Genomic DNA, 21,581 nt, shown 5'->3' with positions numbered 1-21,581 from the left:
CTAAATTCTTTGTTAGAATTTACAAGCCTAAAATTAAGTTTACGATTTCATAAATAAGGGCTTAAAAAAACCTAAATTTAATTTAAAATTTACAAATCGTACTGCGCTTTCCTGCTGATTTCACTACATTTGCAGCCTTTAAATATCAATTATGATCAAGTGGTTTAGTTTGGGATTTTGGGAGTTAATTGCTCGTATTGTTCTTCGAAATAAAATTTTAATGTTATCCATTATCGTTGCGATAACTGTTTTTTTAGGAATGCAATGGAAAAATATCCATTTTACATTCACTGAAGCCAATATGTTACCAGAAGACAATATTGCAAATGTAGAATACAATGCGTTCTTAAATAAATTTGGTGAAGAAGGAAACTTAGTTATTATTGGGGTAAAAGACAATACTTTATTTACGCCAAAAGCCTTCAAAGCTTGGAATACACTAATGAACAGTCTAAAAAAAGACAAAGCAATTGATTTAGTTATTTCCATCAACGATTTAAAAAAACTTCAAAAAAACGATTCCCTACAAAAATTCGAATTAATCCCTTTTGTAGACCAAAAGCAAGCACTGGACAAAGGCTATCTGGAAAAAATCAGGAAAGAACTTTTTAATGATATGCCTTTCTACGAAGGATTGCTATTCAACAAAAAATCCGGAAGCATTCGTTCGGCAGTTTACATGGATAAGAAAATAGTAAACACCGCAGCCCGTAAAGATTATATTCTGGACAAATTAGTTCCTGCTGTGGAAAAATTTGAAAAAGAAACCAATATTGATTTGCGCGTTTCAGGTATGCCCTATATCCGAACGCTAAACGCCAAAACAATTACTGACGAAATCAGTCTTTTTATTGGAGCTTCGTTATTAGTTACTTCCTTATTGTTTTTCTTCTTTTTCCGAAGCTTTAGAGCTACCTTAATCTCCATCATTATTGTGGTTATCGGGGTAATGTGGTCTTTTGGTGTTTTAGGATTAATGAATTACGAAATCACGGTTCTAACTGCCTTAGTACCTTCATTGATTATTGTTATTGGGATTCCAAACTGTATTTTCCTAACGAATAAATACCATCAGGAATACAAGGTACACCGCAACAAAGTAAAAGCATTACAAAGGGTAACAACCAAAATTGGTATGGCAACTTTAATGACCAATGTTACTACAGCAATTGGTTTTTTCACCTTTATTTCTTCCAATAACAAGTTGTTAATAGAGTTTGGAAATGTAACTTCCATCAACATCATGCTATTATTCTTTTTGTGTATTGTAGTTATTCCTATTTTTCACAGTTACATACCTGCACCTAAAGACCGCCATATTGAGCACTTAGACCGTGGATCAGTAAAAAAATTCATGGATTGGATTTTGCACAACATAAAATACAACCGTTTTTCTGTTTATGTAGTAGCCATTTCATTGTTAGTAATCAGTATTATTGGAATTTACGAAATGCGTATTTCGGGAAGTTTAATCGAAGACATGCCTAAAAAAGAAGCCTTTTTCCAAGATATTATTTTCTTCGAAAAAGAATTTGATGGGGTTATGCCATTAGAAATTATGATTGACACTAAACGCAAAAAAGGTGTTATGAAACTTTCTACGCTTAGACGTATGGACGAACTTGAGAAAGCCATAGATGAAATTCCAGAACTATCTAAACCTATTTCCATTGTTAATTTAGTTAAATATTCCAAACAAGCTTACTACAATGGAAATCCAGAATATTATGATTTACCTACTTCGCAAGAGCAGGGATTCATCCTATCTTATGCTAAAAATGCCACAAAGAATTCCAAAGAAAATTTAATGAAAAGCTATGTGGATTCGACAGGTCAATTTGCCCGAATCACTACTTTCATGCGTGATGAGAACGGAAGTGCGATACCAAAAGTGGAAGCTGAAATTAGAAAACAAGCCAATAAAATTTTCCCACCAGACCGTTACAATGTTACAATCACTGGTAAGGCTTTGGTATTCCAAAAAGGAACGGGTTACTTACTAGACAACTTACTTTCGTCATTAGTATTTGCCTTTTTCTTAACGGCATTATTAATCGGATTTATGTTCCGTTCATTCAAAATGATTCTGGTTTCTATTATTCCAAATTTACTACCATTATTGTTAACCGCAGGATTGATGGGCTTTTTAGGAATCCCATTAAAACCATCAACAATATTGGTGTTCGGAATTGCGTTTGGACTTTCGGTAGACGACACGGTCCGATTCTTAGCACAATACCGAGAAGAATTAAAGAAAAACAATTGGAAAATCCGTAAATCAGTATATGCTACATTTAACGATGCCGGTTTAAGTATGTTTTATACTTCTATCGTATTGTTCTTTGGATTCTCTGTTTTCATGCTTTCAAGTTTTGGAGGAACAATTGCTCTGGGTGGATTAATTTCATTAACCTTATTATTTGGAATGTTGTCTAACTTAATGTTATTGCCTTCATTAGTATTGACCTTAAACAAAACATTAGCTAACGAACAGGAATTTATAGAACCTAAAATTGACATCATTGAGCATAGTGATGAAGAGATCGACGCTTTAGATAAAATCAAACTTTAAACTTTTAGAAATAAAAACAACTAACAATGTTAATCGATCAACAAGTTACATTAGTTAACAAATACATAGACAAATCTATAGACTTTGGTTTTGAATACGCTCCAAAATTAGTAGGAGGAATTATAGTTTTAGTAATTGGTTTATGGTTTACTAAAATCGTTACAAAAGCGGTTGGAAAATCTTTAGAAAGATCGAAAATTGACCAATCATTGATTCCATTCTTAAGAAGCCTAACTAATATTACACTAAAAGTTTTAGTTGCCATAACAGTTATGGGGATGATTGGTATCCAAATGACTTCGTTTGTAGCAATTCTTGGAGCAGCTGGTTTAGCAGTAGGTATGGCATTATCAGGCACCTTGCAAAATTTTGCCGGAGGCGTTATTATTTTAATCCTGAAACCATTCCGAATTGGTGATACTATCGAGGCACAAGGTTTTATTGGTACGGTAAAAGAAATCAGTATTTTTTCTACAATGCTTAACACTGCCGATAAAAAACTAGTCATTATTCCTAACGGTCCATTATCAACAGGCGCTTTAACAAACCATTCGGCTGAACCTACAAGAAGAGTAGATTGGACTTTTGGAATCGCTTTTGGTGATGATATTGAAAAATTTAAAAAAGCCATGACTCATTTTATCGAACAGGATGCTAGAATATTAAAACAACCTGCGCCATTTATTGGAATCGCTTCTTTAACTGATAGCACAGTAACTATTGCTGTAAAAGTTTGGGTAGACGGATCCAATCACACCGCAGTATTTTTTGACATGAACGAAAAAGTATATACGCAATTTACCGATTACAATCTTCATATTTCAGCTCCTCATGTAGACAGCCCTGCGAAGAAATAAGAGGCATTTTTTTTAATAAAAAAAGAAATAGTATAAAATCCTGACCTATAAACCGTCAGGATTTTCTTTTTTGAATAAGGCTATTATCATTAATTCATCAAAAAAAACGCTTGATTTTTTTTGAATAACAAAAAAGAATCTTAACAATACCTATAATCAGCAAATAGTATTGACTAGAGAAGTATTTGCAGAAAAAAATCTTATTTTTACTTAAGTACTTTACAAAAATAGGAACGAAATATTTCCCTTTTTGGAAGGCTTACAAAAGAATGATACCACTAATTAGCATACTAACAATATGGGACATACGAATTCTGAATCAGAAAGATTAGCCGTTTCTGATAATTACAGAAATTGGAAAAAATGGGGACCTTATTTAGCCGAAAGGCAATGGGGAACCGTTCGTGAAGATTATAGCGAACACGGAGAAGCTTGGGAATTTATAGACCATGACAAAGCCCGAAGCAACGCTTACCGCTGGGGAGAGGAAGGTATTGGTGGTTTTTGTGACTCCAGAGAAATTTTATGTTTGGCGCCTGCCTTTTGGAATGGCAAAGATCCTATTATCAAAGAACGTTTATTTGGTTTAACCAATAATCAAGGGAATCATGGCGAAGACGTTAAGGAATTGTACTTTCACCAAGTTTCTACTCCTACACATACTTATAACCGCTATTTATACAAATACCCACAAAACGAATTTCCATATAGCGATTTAGTCAACAACAACCGTCGCAGTCGTGAGGAACCAGAATTTGAAATTTTAGACACGAACAGTTTTAACAACAACGCCTATTTTGATTGTTATATCGAATATGCCAAAGCCAATGTAGACGATATTTTAATGAAGGTGACTGTAGCAAACCGTGGAGAAGCAGCAGCCAGCATTCACGTGTTACCACATTATTGGTTCCGAAATTTTTGGAAACACAACAACCGTCATCCAAGACCCAATATGGAATCCTATGGGGATAATGTGGTGCTTTCTAAAAGTAGCCGAATAGGCGATTACTACCTGTACCATGAAGGAGGACAACAATTGTTTTGTGAGAATGAAACTAACAACAAACGTATTTACAACTTTGCTAACGAATACGAATATGTCAAAGATGGGATTAACAACCATGTTGTAAACGGAGAAGCTACTGTAAATCCAAACAAAACAGGAACCAAAGTAGCCATTTGGCATCAGTTAGACTTACAAGCAGGAGAAGAAAAAACCATCCGAATCCGTTTAAGCAATTCGGTACTGGAAAATCCATGGGCTGATTTTGAATCGGTATTTGATAAAAGAAAACAAGAGTGTGAAAATTTTTATAACGAAACCATAAACGAAAAAATACCCGAAGCCCATCGTGCCATTGCCAAGAGTGCTTTTTCAGGTTTATTATGGACTAAACAATTCTACTATTTCAATATTCACAAATGGCTGTTTGGAGGCATTGAGGAAACTCCGGCCAATAGAAGTAATTTGCGCAATTACAGTTGGCAACACCTAAACAATCGCCATGTAATTTCGATGCCAGACAAATGGGAATATCCATGGTATGCCGCTTGGGACTTGGCTTTTCACATGGCTTCCTTTGTGGAAATTGACCCCTATTTTGCCAAACAACAATTGTTATTGGTTTTACAAGAAAGCTATATGCATCCTAACGGCCAAATTCCAGCTTACGAATGGAATTTTAGCGATGTAAATCCTCCTGTACACTCTTGGGCGGTTTGGAAAGTCTATGAAAAAGACAAAAACCGTACAGGAAAAGCTGATACGCCATTCCTTGAAAAAGCCTTCCAAAAACTACTCATCAACTTTACTTGGTGGGTGAACCAAAAAGACACCAGTGGAACCGACTTATTCGAGGGCGGATTCTTAGGATTAGATAACATTGGGGTTTTTGACCGCAATCACATGCCCGAAGGAATAAAAAAAATGCAACAAGCCGATGCGACTAGTTGGATGGCAATGTTTTCGTTGAACATGTTGCGTATGTCATTAGAACTGGCAATCACTAACAAAATATACGAAGAGATTTCGGCGAAGTTTTTCCGACACTTTTTGAATATTGCCTGGGCCATGCACCACATTGGTAAAAAAGATATTTCTCTTTGGGACGACCAAGACAATTTTTACTATGATGTGGTACAAATGTCGAATGGAAAAACCGAGCGCTTACGAGTACGTTCTTTAGTGGGTGTGATTCCATTGTTTGCAGTCGAAATCATGCACAAAGACTTATTTGATGAGTTGCAAGAATTTAGAAATCGTGCCAATGAAATCATAAGAACCCGTCCCGATTTAGCTTCTCTAATTTCCAACTTAGAAAAAGCCAATGCAGATGGGAATTTCTTGTTCTCCATAATGCGTGGTTTTAGATTGGAAAACCTATTAAAACGTTTGTTAGACGAAAATGAATTCCTCTCCGATTACGGAATTCGCTCGTTGTCTAAATACCATAAAGACCATCCTTTTGTGTTTAACAATTCTCACCAAATTCAATATGAACCAGGAGAAAGCCGTTCAGGGATGTTTGGAGGAAATTCAAACTGGCGTGGTCCTATCTGGATGCCTTTAAACTACATGATAATTCAATCGTTGCGTCAATATTATAAATTTTATGGACCAACATACATCTATGAATTCCCAACAGGTTCTGGCAACAAATTGAATCTAAAACAAATTGCTAACGAGTTGACAAAACGCTTAATCCGATTGTTTGAACGCAATAGCGAAGGTAAATTCCAATACCATTCGGACGATCACGAAATGCATTTTGCCAAAAACGAGCATTTTAGAAACGAACATCTTTTCTATGAATTTTTTGACGGAGACACCGGAAAAGGTTTAGGCGCTTCACACCAAACGGGTTGGACGGCTCTGATTGCTAATTTGATTTTGGAATTAGACGAATAAACTATTTTTTTACAACTTATAAAATCCTGTCTTGTTTTGAGGAACGAGATGGGATTTTCTGTTTTTAACAATGCAATTATTTACGAAATTTTCGACTTAATATAATTACAAAATCATTAAGCCAATTGCTATTATTATAGATTAAATCATCCTCGTCTACTAAATATTCTGATAGATTTTTTTTCTTGTTTTCTATAACAAAATAACTGTCCAAAACAGAAATAGGTGAAATACTAACTAAATATTTCAACCAAATAAATAATCCTAAAACTCTAAAAAGGATTGCCAGTTTTGAAAAAAATCGTATAGCTTGATGTTCTTTATTCTCTTTAATTGCCTTTCTAACGAAATAGAAAAATTGAATACCTAATAATATTATTATAAATATAGAACTAAACTTTGAGTCATAGCTATTTTCTAAACTCAAGAGAAAGAAAACCAACATAAATACCGTAACAACAATAGCTATTATAGTATTTACAATTAAAAAATAACTTGCCCATTTTAATTCTATTTCAAATTTTTCCAAAATATATTTCTGTTTTAAAATCGAAACAAATAAAGTTAAAAGCTTACACAAATAATTACAATACAATTTTAATCCTAATGAAATATAGCTTTAAAACAGTACGAAAATTCTGTTTGACAAAGTTTTTTTATATAATTGAAAAGCTTCCCTAAGAATTGAACTCCTTAAGTTGCTAGACATTAGTTTTAATTTGAACTTTGACATTAATTATTTTTTTAAATGAAAAACTTCTTTGTAACTATTATTTTTCTGTTAAGTCTTAAAGGATTTTTACAAGACTTTAATTACGGATTGTTAATTGGCGGAAATTACTAAGATATAGAAATTGATGGTCCAATAAATGGAGGAGCAGCAAATAGTGATATCAATTTAGGGTTATTTGGAGAATATGTTATGAACGATAACCTCGCGTTAAAACTATACGGCATCTACAATACTACAAACGAAGTTGCTAGTTACGATACGCCTAATGCTGGAAGGCTTTTTGAAAGAGTAAGATTAAAAACATTGCAAGCACACTTATTGACAAAATTTGATGTAAATAAAGAATACAACAAAGGATATTATGTAACAGGAGGATTTAGATTGACTTCAATTTTAGATAAAACTGCTCGTACAGATCAAGAACTTCTTGAAGACTTTCATAGAAAATCAAATATTGGGGTTCTTCTTGGCATGGGAGTTAACTTTTCTAAATCTTTAAGCATCGAAGTTTTAGCAGATCGAAATTTAACGAATACTTTAGATAGCGAAAATAACACAGCTAAAAATTATGGCTTTTATTTGAATTTACTATTCGATATAAGCACATTGATTTCAAAACAATAATGTCTCGAACTGACCCCAAACTGCTGCTCGATTACATCGAGTACCTATTTAAATTAAAATAAAAATCGTAGCGTTTGCAACGCGGCTAATCCAAACTTGACTAGCTTAAATACTATATTCCGTACCTACTTCGGATGGATTGAAATCCATCCCTACAAAATATGCCGAGCCTACGGCTCTGTTTAAAACCTCAATAAAACGAAGTTCCGTAGGAACGAAGCTTTTGTAGCCCCGAAATTTATTTCGGGAAAAATAATAGGCCACGAATAAATAGCTCCGTAGGAGCGGTATATTTATAGTCCTGTAAGGATGACATATATTTCGTTCACACATTTCTAGCCCCGGTAGTAGCGGCATCCTTGTGGGGCTTGGCTTTTGCCCCACAAGATAAAGCGGATAACGGGATAATGCTCCTAATAAGAATTGAATCGAGTTTACTGCTTTGAAAAAATGAATTATATTTGTCTGTGTAAAACAGGATGAATTCTAATCGATATTTATAGATAAATGAAGCATACAAAAGTTAAAGACTTATTGAATAGCGCAGTAACACTACAGGAGGTAAATGCAAAAGGATGGGTAAGAACTTTTAGAAACAATCAGTTTATTGCTTTGAATGATGGTTCGACTATCAATAACATCCAATGTGTGGTAGATTTTGAAAATACCCCAGAAGATATTTTAAAAAGAATTACTACGGGTGCGGCGGTATCGGTAACGGGTACTTTGGTTGAAAGTAAAGGTGCTGGTCAGAAGGTAGAAATTCAGGTGGCTAAATTGGAAATCTTAGGAGATTCAGACCCTGAGAAATTCCCAATGCAGCCTAAAAAACACTCTTTGGAATTTTTACGTGAAAATGCGCATTTGCGTGTGAGAACCAATGCTTTTGGGGCGATTATGAGAGTACGTTCGGTATTATCCTTTGCGGTGCACAGCTATTTTCAACAAAAAGGTTTTGTATATGTTAATACGCCAATTATCACCGGAGCCGATGCTGAAGGAGCTGGAGAGATGTTTCAGGTGACTTCGTTACCATTGGAAAACTTACCAAAAAACGAAGAAGGCAACATCGATTACAAAAAAGATTTCTTTGGAAAACATACGAATCTAACGGTTTCAGGTCAGCTGGAAGGGGAAACTTTTGCGATGGCTTTGGGACAAATTTATACTTTCGGACCTACTTTTAGAGCCGAAAATTCGAATACTTCTCGCCACTTAGCCGAATTTTGGATGATTGAACCAGAAGTAGCCTTCAATGATTTGGATGACAACATGGATTTGGCCGAGGATTTTATCCAATATGTGATTAAATACACCATGGAAAAATGTTCTGACGACTTGAAATTCTTAGAAAGTCGTTTGTTAGAAGAAGAAAAATCAAAACCTCAGGCAGAAAGAAGCGAAATGTCGTTGCTTGAAAAATTGAATTTTGTTCTAGACAATAAATTCAAACGTGTTTCGTACACGGAAGCCATCGATATTTTAAGAGATTCGACACCTAATAAAAAGAAAAAATTCCAATATATCATCAACGAATGGGGCGCCGATTTACAATCGGAACACGAGCGTTATCTGGTAGAAAAACACTTTAAATGTCCGGTAATCCTGTTTGATTATCCAGCCAATATTAAAGCGTTCTACATGCGTTTGAACGAAGACGGAAAAACGGTTCGTGCCATGGATATTTTGTTCCCTGGAATTGGTGAAATTGTAGGTGGTTCACAAAGAGAAGAGCGTTATGATGTTTTAATCGAAAAAATGAAAGCCCTAGGAATTAGTGAAGAAGAATTATGGTGGTATTTAGACACTAGAAAATTTGGAAGCGCGGTTCACTCTGGTTTCGGACTAGGATTTGAAAGATTAGTTCTTTTTGTAACAGGAATGAGCAATATTCGCGATGTGATTCCGTTTCCAAGAACACCAATGAATGCGGAATTTTAAATAAAGTTATATGTTAAATGTTAGAAGTTAAGCGTCACACTTCAACTTACAACTCATAACCCATAACTCATAACTGAAAATAGATGCTAAAGCAATTTTTAAATTTAAAATTATCTCAAAAATTATCTCCACAGCAAATACAGCTGATGAAGTTAATTCAATTGCCTACGCAAGCTTTTGAGCAACGTCTTTTAGAAGAAATGAACGAAAACCCGGCTCTCGAATCCGGAAAAGATGAGGATGATTACGAAAAAGACGAATTTGAAAATGACGATTACGATGATTATGAGGATTCAGAAAGCATTGATGCAGATGACATCAACATTGACGAATACCTAAGTGATGATGATACTCCTGATTATAAAACCCAAGCCAATAATTACAGTGATGACGATGAAAATCGCGAATCACCCTTAGCGGCTCCTATCAGTTTTCATCAGGATTTAATCAATCAACTGAACACTTTTATTCTGGAAGATCACGAAAGAGAGATTGCCGAATTCTTAGTGGGAAGCATTGACGATATGGGTTACATCCGCCGAAGTATTCCAGACATTGTTGATGACATGGCTTTTACCCAAGGTATTTATACGGATGAATACATGGTTGAACGCATGTTGCAGGTTATCCACCAATTAGAGCCATCAGGTGTAGGGGCTCGTGATTTGCAAGAATGCCTTTTGTTACAACTCAAGCACAAAACACCAACGGATTCGGTTGATTTAGCCGCTGATATTATCGAAAATCAATTTGATGCTTTTACCAAAAAACATTACGACAAATTGATTCAGAAATACAATGTTTCTAACGAACAGCTTAAAAAAGCAGTTTACGAAATTGAAAAACTGAACCCAAAACCAGGAGGAAGTTTTACAGGAAACAACAAAATCACCGAAAATGTAGTTCCTGATTTTGCCATTCGAATCATTGATAATGAACTCGAATTGACTTTGAATGGACGCAACGCTCCTTCCCTACACGTTTCTAAAGATTATCAAGAAATGTTACAAACTTATAAAGACTCTAGGGACAAATCGGGAGCTCAAAAAGAGGCAGTTCAGTTTATCAAACAAAAATTAGACTCGGCCAAATGGTTTATTGATGCCATCAAACAGCGTCAGGAAACCCTTTTTGTAACCATGAATGCCATTATGCATTATCAGGAAGAATATTTCTTTAGACGGTGACGAAACCAAGTTAAAACCGATGATCCTAAAAGATATTGCCGATATTGTAGGTCTGGATATTTCTACTGTTTCTCGAGTGGCCAACAGTAAATATGTGGAAACACCTTATGGCACCAAACTGATTAAGGAATTTTTCTCGGAAGCAATGAAAAATGATCAGGGAGAAGATGTTTCAACTCTTGAAATTAAAAAAATCCTTCAAAATGTTATTGAAGAAGAAGACAAGAAAAAACCACTTCCTGACGATCAATTAGCCGAGATTCTAAAAGACAAAGGCTACCCAATTGCCCGAAGAACCATTGCCAAATACCGTGAACAACTGGATATTCCGGTAGCTAGAATGCGGAAAAAGATATAATAAAAAAAGGCTGTTTTGAAAATTCAAAACAGCCTTTTAAACATAAACAAAAACCAAATACTATTCTTTATTACTATCAATAATGGCTCCGGTACCGGCACCTACACCTGCACCAGCTAAACCACCAATAATAGCTCCTTCTCCTTTTTTCTTACTGATGATTGCTCCTGTTGCAGCTCCCACACCAGCACCAATAACAGCCCCTTTTGCCGTGCTGCTCCATTTCTTTCTCTCTGCTGGAGCCGCAGCCGCTTGTTGTTCAACTACAACTACCTCTTTCTGAGGCGCAACTGCTTCTTGTTTAGCCATTTCCAATTTCATTGAATCAATCGCTTTTTGTTTGGCCATTTCTATTTTCATAGAGTCAATACTTGCCTGACTATCTTTAGTTACTCCTGCTGCTTCTGTTTTTTTACAAGAAACAATCATTAACGACACTAACATTATATACACATATCTCATGACTTATACTATTTAAAAATTAATACTATACAAAGATACGTGCAACAGCCTATCAGAACCGTTACAGGATTTGATCAAAATATTATAGAATTATAATCTGGGTAAAAAAAAGATGCTATTCTTCTTGATTTTTCTGAATAGCTTCAAAATATGCTGCACGGCTCAGGGGTTCATATTCTTCCGTTTCTCCTAACAAAACTAATTTATCATTGGCAGTTTTTCTAAAACTATAATGTGCTAGATTTCCTGTTCGAGTACAAACAGCATGTACCTTAGTAACATATTCGGCAGTGGCCATCAATGCAGGCATAGGGCCAAAAGGATTCCCTTTAAAATCCATATCCAATCCAGCAACAATAACTCTTATCCCTTGATTAGCTAAATCATTACAAACTCTTACTATTTCATCATCAAAAAATTGCGCTTCGTCAATACCAACTACATCACAACCTTGTGCCAAAATCGCAATATTAGCAGCAGCTGGAACAGGTGTAGAACGAATTTCATTAGCATCATGAGAAACTACCATATCGTGATGATAACGAGTATCTACTTCCGGTTTAAAAATTTCAACTTTTTGTTTGGCAAATTGAGCTCTCTTTAATCGGCGAATCAATTCTTCTGTTTTACCCGAAAACATGGAACCGCAAATAACTTCAATCCAACCAAACTGCTCTTTATGATTTACTGTATTTTCGAGAAACATTTTATACTTTTCCTAACTTAAAAAATGAATAGTTTTTATTACTTTGTAAACAGAAAATCGGTTTAAGATTTTATACTTTTACACTTTCTCAAAAGTAGAAAATTTTTAGCAATTCGAAGGTTTATGAGTACTTATTTAAAAGCAGTTCTTTAAAACCTTTGAATCCTGATAAACAAAAAGACATTCGCCAAAATACGTAACCACTATGAAAAAAAAATTAGAAGCCGACTTAATTAGCATCGCACACAGAATTTTACAATTAAAAGATAAATCTGATGTTAATCAATTGTATTTGGAAACCCAAAAACTATATGAAAAGCTGTCTGTTTTAAAATTTATTGAAGAAAATTACGGCGAAGTAAAACCTACTATTGGAAACTACAGCGAAATAGAAAAAGAGATTGAAGAATTCTACGACAAAGAAGCAACTTTGCCAGTAGAAACTGTAATCGAAATGACGGAAAGCAATATTTTTCCAGAAACAAAAACCGAAGAAGCAGTTGCGGCAATTGTAGAAGAAAAAGAAGCCGAAATAGTTAGCCCCGTAGAAGAAACCATTCAAGAGGAACCAATAGCTGAAGCTGAAGTTGAAGAAACAGAGGTAGAAGAGGAAGATCTAATCTCGGATGAAGAAGAAGCAATCGAAGAAAATGAAATAGAATTCAATGAAGAAGAAGCCGTAATCGAGGAAGAAACCGAAGAAGAGGAAGAAGTTGAAGTTCCTTCTTTTAAGGCTGCTTTTGAACTAACTGAAGCACCCGAAATCGAAGAAACAAAAAGACCAGAACCACTACAAATTTCATTTGAAGATTTATTAGGTTTAGACTATAGTGAACCGGAATTTGTAAAAGTAGATGATGTTCCAGCAGAAGTAACTAAAGAAATTGTTTTTGAAGCTGCTGAACCTATTGAAAATAAAGAAGAAAAAACGGAAATAATAGAAGAAACTCCTATTGAAAAAGCGGTAGAGACAGCAGAAAAACCAAGTGCAAAAACGGTTACTTTGAACGATAAATTTTCAAAAGGAATCGAAATCGATTTGAATGACCGAATTGCTTTTGTAAAACATCTTTTTGGCAATAGCAACGAAGATTACATTCGTGTTATGAACCAAATCATCACTTTTGATAATTATTATGAAACCAAGAGTTTTATTGATGATATGGTGAAACCAGATTACAACAACTGGGAAGGAAAAGAAGAGTACGAAGAACGTTTTATGGAAATTATTGAGAAAAAATTCCTTTAAAACAACTGAACACTAACTAATTTATGTCTAAATTATATATCGTTCCCACGCCCATAGGCAATCTCGAAGACATGACTTTTAGAGCCATAAGGATTCTAAAAGAAGTCGACTTGATTCTAGCCGAAGATACTCGTACCAGTGGAAAACTCCTCAAACATTTTGAGATTAGCACGCATATGCATAGTCATCACATGCATAATGAACACAAAACCATAGAGAACGTTATTGCACGACTCAAGGCTGGCGAAAACATCGCTTTGATTTCGGATGCGGGAACACCTGCAATTTCCGATCCTGGTTTTCTGCTTACCCGCGCCTGTGTTGAAAATGGAATTGCTGTAGAATGCCTTCCAGGAGCAACGGCTTTTGTACCCGCTTTAGTGAATAGTGGTTTGCCTAATGACAAATTTGTTTTCGAAGGTTTTCTTCCGGAAAAAAAAGGACGTCAAACCCGCTATTTAGAACTTGCCGAAGAAACCAGAACGATGATTATCTATGTTTCTCCACATAAATTAGCAAAAACACTAGCCGAATTTATAACTTATTTTGGCGAAGACCGACAAATATGTGTCTCCAGAGAACTTTCTAAACTACACGAAGAAAACAGAAGAGGAACTGCTAAAGAAGTCTTGGCTCACTTTGAAAAAACAGCTCCACGTGGCGAAATTGTAGTGGTCGTAGCTGGAAAAACTATTGTAAAAGAAGCCAAGAAAAATAAATTTCAAAAAGACGAAGAATAGAACTAATCACTTAATCTCGTTTTGTCACATCGAGCGAAGTCGAGATGCTAAGTGAGTTCGCGACTTCGCTCGAACTGACAAAAAAAATTATATACAACTCATGAATATCCAAACTTTTTTAGAAAAATTAAAACAAACACCAGAAACAATTACTTTCCCTGAAACTATTGAAGTAATCGAAGCGAACTACGAATTTACTCCAACAGCTTTCCAAAACGGAAATACACATAACGCTGCCGGAACTAACTCCGGTTCTTGCAAATTATTTGCTTTTGCTCAATTACAAAACTTATCTCAAGATGAAACTTTGGCTTGTTTTGGTGCTTTTTACCGTGATGAAGTTTTAGGCGATCCAGAAGGAACAAACCACCAAAATATCAGAAACTTTATGGTTCACGGTTGGAACGGAATCCAATTTGAAGGTACTGCTTTAGAATTAAAATAAAAATATTTTAGATTTCTGCATTCTGAAATCTAAAATCTAAAATCTAGAATCAAAATGCGTTGGACACTAAAACCCAAACCATCGGAAGATAAAATCAAACATTTGGCTCAAGCTCTAAACGTTGAAGATTTTGTTGCCCAATTGTTAGTACAACGCGGCATTGAAACTTTTGAAGACGCCAAACGTTTTTTTCGCCCTTCCTTAGATCATTTACACGATCCTTATCTGATGAAAGATATGGACAAGGCGATTGCCCGCATCGAAAAGGCCATCGAAAACGAGGAACGCATTCTGGTTTTTGGTGATTACGATGTAGATGGTACAACGGCGGTTTCATTAGTTTCTTCGTACTTAAGAAGCTTTTACCCTAATGTAGCTACTTATATTCCGGATCGATATGACGAAGGTTACGGAGTTTCCTTCAAAGGAATTGACTTTGCCGATGATAATGAATTTACTCTAATTATTGCGCTGGATTGCGGTATCAAATCCATTGATCATGTAGCTTACGCCAAAGAAAGGAATATTGATTTCATTATTTGCGACCACCACCGACCAGGAGACACATTACCCGATGCCGTAGCCATTCTCGATCCAAAAAGAGAAGATTGCCACTATCCTTATGACGAATTATGTGGTTGTGGTGTAGGATTCAAACTCATTCAGGCATTGGGTAGTAACAGAGAGCAAACTATCGAAGATTTAGTCCCGTATCTTGACTTGGTTGCCACAGCCATTGCTGCTGATATTGTACCTATTACTGGCGAAAACCGTGTTTTAGCTTATTTTGGTTTACAAGTTATTAATAATAGCCCAAGACCTGGAATTAAAGCTTTAATTCATCAGGTTAAAAAACAAACATTAGACATCACAGATGTTGTTTTTATTGTTGCCCCTCGAATTAATGCCGCAGGACGCATTAAACACGGGAATCATGCGGTAAAATTACTCAGCGAATTTGATTTTGACCAAGCACAGCAATTTGCTTCCGAAATCGAAAAATACAATGCTGATAGAAAAGACTTAGACAAACAAATAACCAAAGAAGCCTTTGACCAGATTGAAAGAAACCAAGAACAAAACCGATTTACAACCGTTGTTTACCAAGAAGATTGGCACAAAGGCGTTATCGGAATTGTGGCTTCCCGATTAATCGAAACCTATTATCGTCCGACGCTAGTTTTCACCAAAAGTGGCGACAAATACGCAGCTTCTGCCCGATCGGTGAAAGGATTCGATGTTTATAATGCTTTGGAAGCCTGTTCAGAGCATTTGGAACAATTTGGCGGACACATGTATGCAGCCGGAATGACTTTAAAAGAAGAAAATTATGCTGCTTTTAAAGAAACTTTTGAATTACAAGTACAAAAAACAATTCATCCTGACCAATTAATTCCTGAAGTAGAAATTGATGCTGAAATCAACTTTTCGGACATCACACCTAAACTTTGCCGAATCTTAAAACAATTCGAACCTTTTGGACCAATGAATATGACTCCTGTATTTTTGACTAAAAATGTCATTGACACTGGTTATGGAAAAAAAATTGGTTCAGAAGAAGAACATTTGAAACTTTTTGTGAAACAAAACCAATCGGAGGGAATAGCTGCAATTGGTTTTGGATTAGGAAACAAAATTGATTTAACAACCCATCAAAAACCATTTCAAATTGCCTATTGCATAGATGAAAACGAATGGAATGGAAAAGTTTCAACACAATTACGACTTAAAAGCATTCAATAATGACTTCTAAAAAAAGAGATAAAAAAGATCCCTATGCAGCCTTGCGATACAAAGAATTCAACACCTTTTTATTCATGCGTTTTGCTATGGTATTTGCCTGGTCCATGCAATTTATTGTTATCGAATGGCAGGTTTATAGTTTAACAAAAGATGCTCTTTCGTTAGGAATTATTGGGCTTATGGAAGTTATTCCTGCCGTATCATTAGCCCTTTTTGCGGGGCATATTGTAGACCAAAAAGAGAAAAAAGGACTACTAATGAAATGTATTTTTGGTTTCTCAATTATAAGCTTTGGTCTATTCCTATTAACTTGGCCAGCGGTGGTAAATGGGCTATCCAATACGTTTATTTTATATTCTATTTATTTTCTAGTTTTCCTAGGTGGACTTTTGAGAGCCTTTTTAGGCCCTACTATTTTCTCACTTTTATCTTTAGTAGTTCCAAAAAAAGTATATCCAAATGCAGCTACTTGGAGTAGTACTGTTTGGCAAATTGGTTCGGTAGTTGGGCCGGCTGTAGCCGGATTTTCGATTACTTTAATGGGAGTTCATTGGTCCTTGTGTTTGGTTTTTGCTTGTTCTGTAATGGGATTATTAGCCTTAACTCAAATTAGTGAAAAACCAATATTGAATCCTAAAATTGGAGAAGCCGTAATGGAAAGTTTGAGTGAAGGAATCAAGTTTGTTTTTAACAATAAAACCGTTTTAGGAGCCATAACATTGGATATGGTTGCGGTACTTTTTGGTGGTGCCATTGCTTTATTACCTGTTTTTGCCCAAGATATATTGAAAGTAGGACCTGAAGGTTTTGGTTTTTTAAGAGCCGCTCCAGCAGTGGGTGCTTTTCTAACAATGCTTGTCACAGCTTATGTCCCTTTAAGTAAAAATGCAGGAATAAAATTATTGGGAGCTATTTTTGGATTTGGTGTTTGCATCATCGTTTTTGGACTTTCTACTTACTTTTGGATTTCGCTTTTTGCTTTATTTTTTAGTGGTGTTTTTGACGGAATTTCGGTGGTGATACGTCAAACTATTTTACAATTAAAAACACCAGATCATATGCGTGGAAGAGTTTCTGCGGTAAATTCCATGTTTGTTGGCTCTTCTAATGAATTAGGTGCTTTTGAAAGTGGACTTACTGCCAAATTAATGGGAACGGTTACCGCTGTCGTTTTTGGAGGAAGTATGACTTTACTAGTTGTCATTATCACCGCCTTGGGTTCAAAATCGTTTAGAAATTTAGATTTAACTAAAGATATTGAAGAAAATGAGAAAGAATAGGAACCTACCAACTCATTGTAAATAAACCTATAACACCTTCTTGTTCAGTAGAATTTTCTTAAAAAAACAAATTAATTTGTTAAAAAAAGGAATCGTAATCCTTATATTTATGTAACTATTTGGTGTTTATAGTAATTTCACCGCTTTATAAAAAAACAAATGAGCTTTAAAACAGAAATTAATAAGGTAAGAAGAAAAGTTACGCGTACTTTAACCAAAAATATTGGAAGCACAAAATTCAATACTATTGATACCCATTCCAAGGTAGATTTTAAAAATATTTTAATATCACGTCCTAATCACCGTCTTGGAAATTTACTTCTTATCACTCCTCTAGTTCAAGAAATTAACAATACCTTTCCGGATTGTAAAATTGATATTTTTATCAAAGGAGGTTTAGGTCCCATTGTTTTTAAAAACTATTCTTCTGTAGAAAATTTTATTGTTTTACCTAGAAAACCTTTTAGCGATATTATCAATTACATAAAAGTTTGGTTTAAAATCAAACAAAAGAAATATGACTTAGTAATCAATATCGATAAAGGTTCTTCGTCTGGACGTTTATCAACTCAATTTGCGAACGCCAATTATAAATTGTTTGGGGAATTAAACGAAGCCATTATAAAATCCCATCCGGATTACAATCACATGGCTAAATATCCTGTATATGAATTACGCCATTATTTGGGCCAACTTGGTTTTGTAAATCAAACTAAAGAAGTGCCAACTATTAACATTAAACTTAGTGATAAAGAGCTTCAGGATGCCAAAGCTACATTGGATGCAATAGTTCCTAACGACAAGAAAACCATCGCTATTTTTACATTTGCGACTGGTGCAAAATGCTATCCCCCTGAATGGTGGAATCCAGTGTATGAAAAATTGCTTACCACTTTCCCGGATTATAATATCGTCGAAGTATTACCGGTTGAAAATGTATCTCAAATAGGTTTTAAAGCACCATCCTTTTACAGTAAAGACGTTCGTGAAATTGCCGCATTTATCGCTAAAACTGAAGTTTTCATAGGTGCCGATAGCGGAATAATGCATCTGGCTTGCGCATCTCAAACTCCAGTTTTAGGTTTATTTTCAGTAACTATCCCAGAAAAATATGAGCCTTACGGCAACAACAGCATTGCAATTGATACCAATGTTACGAATCTTGATGCAATAATTGAAATTGTAAAAAAACAGCTTAGTTAACAGAAGCTGTTTTTTTTAAACAATTTTATATTATTTTTATTTAGAACAATTAAAAATAATAATTATATTTGTTACCTATTCTTGAAACTATGGAACAAATACATCAAATTTATCTAAACAACATTGGAATTGCTTTCTATTGGGAAAAAGAAGAAGGAAGTATACCATGTAGAATACAGATTATCTTAAAAGAAATAGGTTTATTTTTGAACCTGAGTGAACTTAAAGATTTCAACTATTTGATTGACGAAAGTATCGCTAAAAACAGTTATTGTGAAGACTGTGCGCTTAAAAATGCTAATTGCAAATTTTTACTAAAAACACCTCTTTATCCTTTAGATCTCAGTGTTTCCATGAATGAATTAAAAGAAATAAAAGATTTAGTAAATGGAACCCTTTTTAAAGTAGAAATGGAAATATACCTTTACGGCGAAGGACGAAATTAGTTTCCAAATGTTTTTAATTTGAAAGTTTCACCATCAAAAACACCATAGGTAAAATAAGAAATCCAATCGCCCAGATTAACATAATTAGCATTTTGCCCTACGGGATGAATCATTGGTAAATGGCGGTGGCCAAAAACCAAATAATCATAATGTTTGCTTTCTAATTTTCTTTTGGAATACAAAATCAACCATTCCTTATCTTCTCCTAAAAATTTCACATCTGATTCTCCAGAAATCAATTTGTTTTTAACTGATAAATATTGAGCTAATCGCACTCCTAAATCAGGATGTAACCATCTGAAAAGCCATTTAGAAAAAGGATTAGTAAACACTTTTTTCATGCGTTTATAGCCTTTATCTCCGGGTCCTTTTCCGTCGCCATGACCTATTAAAAAAGTTTTTCCATTAAAAGTAAATTCGCGATTATCATGATAAACAGGAATGTTCAATTCTTTTTCAAAATAGTCTTCCATCCACAAATCGTGGTTACCAACGAAGAAATATATTAGAATTCCGCTGTCGCGAATTTCAGCTAATTTGCCTAGAATTCGAACAAAACCTTTAGGAACAACGGTTTTATATTCGAACCAAAAATCGAATAAATCTCCTAAAAGAAAGATAGCTTCTGCATCTTTTTTTACCTCATCCAGCCAAGCCACGAATTTTTGTTCTCTAGGAAAACTCAATTCGGCAGTAGGAGCACCAAAATGTTGGTCGGAAGCAAAATATATTTTTTTATTAGAAGCTAACTGCATGTATCAAAAGTAGGTTTTGGAAAATTATTGATTATCACTTGCAAACCATTCTGCAAATGAAGTATCAGTCTCTTGCAGTTTTAAAGAAAATAATTCAATTCCATCAGGCAATCTACTGATAATTCTTTGAGCAAAATCAATAACCATATTTTCAGAAGTAGGTTGATAATCCACTAAAATAACATGATGTCCACGATTTTTTAATTCTGCAGCCAATTCAATATGTGGAGTAGTTTCGTTAAAAACAGTAGCATGATCAAACTGATCTACTACTTCTTCTTTCACGATTTTCTTTAAATCACCAAAATCAATAACCATCCCATATTTCACATCATTGCGATTGGTAATTGGTTTCCCGATAACCGTTACCGACAATTTATAACTATGACCATGCACATTTTTACATTTTCCATCATAGCCATATAAGGCGTGACCGGTTTCGAAACTAAATTGTTTTGTGATTCTGATATTACTCATCGTGGATAAATTTTGACTGCAAATTTAAGGAATTGCTACGAGAAATAGCTATTTCGCTTTTTTAAACTGCTCCAAAGCACTTTTAGTAAAATCAGACAAGACCAATTGACCTGAAATAGCAGCTCTTTCCAATAAAAGCGTTTCCCAATCTTCTGTTCCTTCCCAAATCACTTTTTTCATTTCCTGTAAAGCCTGAGGATTGTAGGAAGCTAATTTGGTACTGAATTGAACAACCGAATGATCTAAAAGTTCAATTGTTTCAAAAACTTCGGCATACAATCCTTTTTGTTGTGCCCAAGTTGCCGATTTCCATTTCAGGGGATTTAAGGTCATTTCGGTCATAGCTGTTGTACCTATTTTTCTGGAGACAGCAGGTTCAATCACAAAAGGACCAATCCCGATTGCCAGTTCCGATAATTTAATAGCTGCATTTTCAGTTGCAAAAACATAATCACAAGCCGATGCAATTCCTACTCCTCCGCCAACGGCTTTCCCATGAATACGCCCGATAATTAACTTCGAACAAGTACGCATGGCATTAATTAAATGTGAAAAACCTGAGAAAAAATTCAATCCTTCCTCAGCATTTGAAACCGCTAACAATTCATCAAAAGAAGCGCCGGCACAAAAAGCGCCAGTCCCTGAACTCTTTATAACAATTACAACTACCTCATCATTGGAACTTAAAGCAGTAATTTCAGCTGTCAGTTTATCCAACAAGGAACGTGGAAAAGAATTACTTGCCGGATGTCCAAATTCGACTGTAGCAATTTTATTTTCTATTACTGTAGTTAATGAGCCTTTTGTATCTTGCATAAGAATTATGAATAGTTTAGGTAAAGTTAAAAATATTCAACGGAAAGCATAGTTTTTTCAAAAGTTGTTTTTTGAT

The 21,581-nt window shown here is 34.9% G+C and carries 18 protein-coding genes and 1 pseudogene; 13 read left to right on the top strand and 6 right to left on the bottom strand.

What is annotated here, in order from left to right; all coding sequences use genetic code 11:
- The first annotated feature begins 151 nt into the window (after positions 1-151).
- From P5P90_RS10630 to P5P90_RS10620, 3 genes are all read left to right on the top strand, one after another.
- Positions 152-2,572 (top strand): efflux RND transporter permease subunit, encoded by a 2,421-nt coding sequence (locus P5P90_RS10630; RefSeq protein ID WP_278034666.1) that lies wholly within the window; start codon positions 152-154, stop codon positions 2,570-2,572.
- 26 nt (positions 2,573-2,598) lie between these two features.
- Positions 2,599-3,429 (top strand): mechanosensitive ion channel family protein, encoded by an 831-nt coding sequence (locus P5P90_RS10625; RefSeq protein WP_278034665.1) that lies wholly within the window; start codon positions 2,599-2,601, stop codon positions 3,427-3,429.
- A gap of 298 nt (positions 3,430-3,727) precedes the next feature.
- On the top strand, positions 3,728-6,340 hold the full coding sequence (locus tag P5P90_RS10620) for an MGH1-like glycoside hydrolase domain-containing protein (protein ID WP_278034664.1): 2,613 nt from the start codon (positions 3,728-3,730) through the stop codon (positions 6,338-6,340).
- 76 nt (positions 6,341-6,416) lie between these two features.
- Here the strand turns inward: P5P90_RS10620 and P5P90_RS10615 are convergent, their stop codons facing one another.
- Positions 6,417-6,869 carry a hypothetical protein gene (locus P5P90_RS10615; RefSeq protein ID WP_278034663.1) on the bottom strand — a complete coding sequence of 151 codons (453 nt, stop codon included), beginning with the start codon at positions 6,867-6,869 and terminating at the stop codon, positions 6,417-6,419.
- A 318-nt stretch (positions 6,870-7,187) separates the two neighbouring features.
- Between P5P90_RS10615 and P5P90_RS10610 the strand changes: the two genes are divergently transcribed.
- From P5P90_RS10610 to rpoN, 3 genes and pseudogenes are all read left to right on the top strand, one after another.
- Positions 7,188-7,697, top strand: coding sequence for an outer membrane beta-barrel protein (locus P5P90_RS10610; protein WP_422851738.1), 510 nt, complete (start codon positions 7,188-7,190; stop codon positions 7,695-7,697).
- Positions 7,698-8,204: 507 nt separating this feature from the next.
- Positions 8,205-9,638: an asparagine--tRNA ligase gene (gene asnS / locus P5P90_RS10605; RefSeq protein WP_278034661.1), complete on the top strand. Its 1,434-nt coding sequence runs from the start codon at positions 8,205-8,207 to the stop codon at positions 9,636-9,638.
- Positions 9,639-9,721: 83 nt separating this feature from the next.
- Positions 9,722-11,183, top strand: a pseudogene (rpoN, locus tag P5P90_RS10600) (RNA polymerase factor sigma-54).
- A gap of 60 nt (positions 11,184-11,243) precedes the next feature.
- On the opposite strand, the gene P5P90_RS10595 reads toward rpoN, so the two are convergent.
- Positions 11,244-11,645: a YMGG-like glycine zipper-containing protein gene (locus tag P5P90_RS10595; protein WP_278034660.1), complete on the bottom strand. Its 402-nt coding sequence runs from the start codon at positions 11,643-11,645 to the stop codon at positions 11,244-11,246.
- A gap of 115 nt (positions 11,646-11,760) precedes the next feature.
- The gene (locus P5P90_RS10590; RefSeq protein ID WP_278034659.1) at positions 11,761-12,351 is read right to left on the bottom strand and encodes a thymidine kinase; all 591 of its coding nucleotides are present in this window, start codon (positions 12,349-12,351) and stop codon (positions 11,761-11,763) included.
- A gap of 205 nt (positions 12,352-12,556) precedes the next feature.
- Between P5P90_RS10590 and P5P90_RS10585 the strand changes: the two genes are divergently transcribed.
- The 7 genes from P5P90_RS10585 (at position 12,557) to P5P90_RS10555 (ending at position 19,457) form a co-directional block, all read left to right on the top strand.
- Positions 12,557-13,600, top strand: coding sequence for a hypothetical protein (locus tag P5P90_RS10585; protein WP_278034658.1), 1,044 nt, complete (start codon positions 12,557-12,559; stop codon positions 13,598-13,600).
- Between the two features lie 23 nt (positions 13,601-13,623).
- Positions 13,624-14,340: a 16S rRNA (cytidine(1402)-2'-O)-methyltransferase gene (rsmI, locus tag P5P90_RS10580; RefSeq protein ID WP_278034657.1), complete on the top strand. Its 717-nt coding sequence runs from the start codon at positions 13,624-13,626 to the stop codon at positions 14,338-14,340.
- A 100-nt stretch (positions 14,341-14,440) separates the two neighbouring features.
- Positions 14,441-14,785, top strand: a complete 345-nt coding sequence (locus P5P90_RS10575; RefSeq protein WP_278034656.1) for a HopJ type III effector protein — start codon at positions 14,441-14,443, stop codon at positions 14,783-14,785.
- A gap of 54 nt (positions 14,786-14,839) precedes the next feature.
- Positions 14,840-16,528 carry a single-stranded-DNA-specific exonuclease RecJ gene (recJ, locus tag P5P90_RS10570; protein ID WP_278034655.1) on the top strand — a complete coding sequence of 563 codons (1,689 nt, stop codon included), beginning with the start codon at positions 14,840-14,842 and terminating at the stop codon, positions 16,526-16,528.
- Entirely contained in the window at positions 16,528-17,808 is a 1,281-nt protein-coding gene (locus P5P90_RS10565; protein ID WP_278034654.1) for an MFS transporter, read from the top strand. Before recJ ends, P5P90_RS10565 begins: the two co-directional genes overlap by 1 nt.
- 159 nt (positions 17,809-17,967) lie before the next feature.
- Positions 17,968-19,011: a glycosyltransferase family 9 protein gene (locus P5P90_RS10560; protein WP_278034653.1), complete on the top strand. Its 1,044-nt coding sequence runs from the start codon at positions 17,968-17,970 to the stop codon at positions 19,009-19,011.
- An 89-nt stretch (positions 19,012-19,100) separates the two neighbouring features.
- Positions 19,101-19,457, top strand: coding sequence for a hypothetical protein (locus P5P90_RS10555; RefSeq protein WP_278034652.1), 357 nt, complete (start codon positions 19,101-19,103; stop codon positions 19,455-19,457).
- Here P5P90_RS10555 and P5P90_RS10550 read toward each other — a convergent pair.
- From P5P90_RS10550 to P5P90_RS10540, 3 genes are read right to left on the bottom strand one after another with little or no spacing between them, the layout of a single operon-like run.
- Complete coding sequence (locus P5P90_RS10550) at positions 19,454-20,212, bottom strand: UDP-2,3-diacylglucosamine diphosphatase (protein ID WP_278034651.1); 759 nt, start codon at positions 20,210-20,212, stop codon at positions 19,454-19,456. The two genes, P5P90_RS10555 and P5P90_RS10550, sit on opposite strands and share 4 nt — an antisense overlap.
- Positions 20,213-20,236: 24 nt before the next feature.
- Positions 20,237-20,689, bottom strand: a complete 453-nt coding sequence (locus P5P90_RS10545; RefSeq protein ID WP_278034650.1) for a 6-pyruvoyl trahydropterin synthase family protein — start codon at positions 20,687-20,689, stop codon at positions 20,237-20,239.
- Between the two features lie 48 nt (positions 20,690-20,737).
- On the bottom strand, positions 20,738-21,505 hold the full coding sequence (locus P5P90_RS10540) for an enoyl-CoA hydratase/isomerase family protein (RefSeq protein WP_278034649.1): 768 nt from the start codon (positions 21,503-21,505) through the stop codon (positions 20,738-20,740).
- Positions 21,506-21,581 lie beyond the last annotated feature (76 nt).

This window comes from Flavobacterium nitratireducens, from assembly GCF_029625335.1.
Taxonomy (GTDB): Bacteria; Bacteroidota; Bacteroidia; order Flavobacteriales; family Flavobacteriaceae; genus Flavobacterium; species Flavobacterium nitratireducens.
Note: the sequence above shows the minus strand (reverse complement) of the source record. Positions and strands in the feature narration are given on the sequence as shown.

Bases quoted from the DNA above. Each gene is read 5' to 3' on its own strand.
- asnS (WP_278034661.1), top strand. From the start codon at position 8,205: ATGAAGCATACAAAAGTTAAAGACTTATTGAATAGCGCAGTAACACTA.
- P5P90_RS10625 (WP_278034665.1), top strand. From the start codon at position 2,599: ATGTTAATCGATCAACAAGTTACATTAGTTAACAAATACATAGACAAA.
- P5P90_RS10620 (WP_278034664.1), top strand. From the start codon at position 3,728: ATGGGACATACGAATTCTGAATCAGAAAGATTAGCCGTTTCTGATAAT.
- P5P90_RS10540 (WP_278034649.1), bottom strand. From the start codon at position 21,505: ATGCAAGATACAAAAGGCTCATTAACTACAGTAATAGAAAATAAAATT.
- P5P90_RS10565 (WP_278034654.1), top strand. From the start codon at position 16,528: ATGACTTCTAAAAAAAGAGATAAAAAAGATCCCTATGCAGCCTTGCGA.
- recJ (WP_278034655.1), top strand. From the start codon at position 14,840: ATGCGTTGGACACTAAAACCCAAACCATCGGAAGATAAAATCAAACAT.
- P5P90_RS10590 (WP_278034659.1), bottom strand. From the start codon at position 12,351: ATGTTTCTCGAAAATACAGTAAATCATAAAGAGCAGTTTGGTTGGATT.
- P5P90_RS10550 (WP_278034651.1), bottom strand. From the start codon at position 20,212: ATGCAGTTAGCTTCTAATAAAAAAATATATTTTGCTTCCGACCAACAT.
- P5P90_RS10585 (WP_278034658.1), top strand. From the start codon at position 12,557: ATGAAAAAAAAATTAGAAGCCGACTTAATTAGCATCGCACACAGAATT.
- P5P90_RS10555 (WP_278034652.1), top strand. From the start codon at position 19,101: ATGGAACAAATACATCAAATTTATCTAAACAACATTGGAATTGCTTTC.
- P5P90_RS10575 (WP_278034656.1), top strand. From the start codon at position 14,441: ATGAATATCCAAACTTTTTTAGAAAAATTAAAACAAACACCAGAAACA.
- P5P90_RS10630 (WP_278034666.1), top strand. From the start codon at position 152: ATGATCAAGTGGTTTAGTTTGGGATTTTGGGAGTTAATTGCTCGTATT.
- P5P90_RS10595 (WP_278034660.1), bottom strand. From the start codon at position 11,645: ATGAGATATGTGTATATAATGTTAGTGTCGTTAATGATTGTTTCTTGT.
- rsmI (WP_278034657.1), top strand. From the start codon at position 13,624: ATGTCTAAATTATATATCGTTCCCACGCCCATAGGCAATCTCGAAGAC.
- P5P90_RS10545 (WP_278034650.1), bottom strand. From the start codon at position 20,689: ATGAGTAATATCAGAATCACAAAACAATTTAGTTTCGAAACCGGTCAC.
- P5P90_RS10560 (WP_278034653.1), top strand. From the start codon at position 17,968: ATGAGCTTTAAAACAGAAATTAATAAGGTAAGAAGAAAAGTTACGCGT.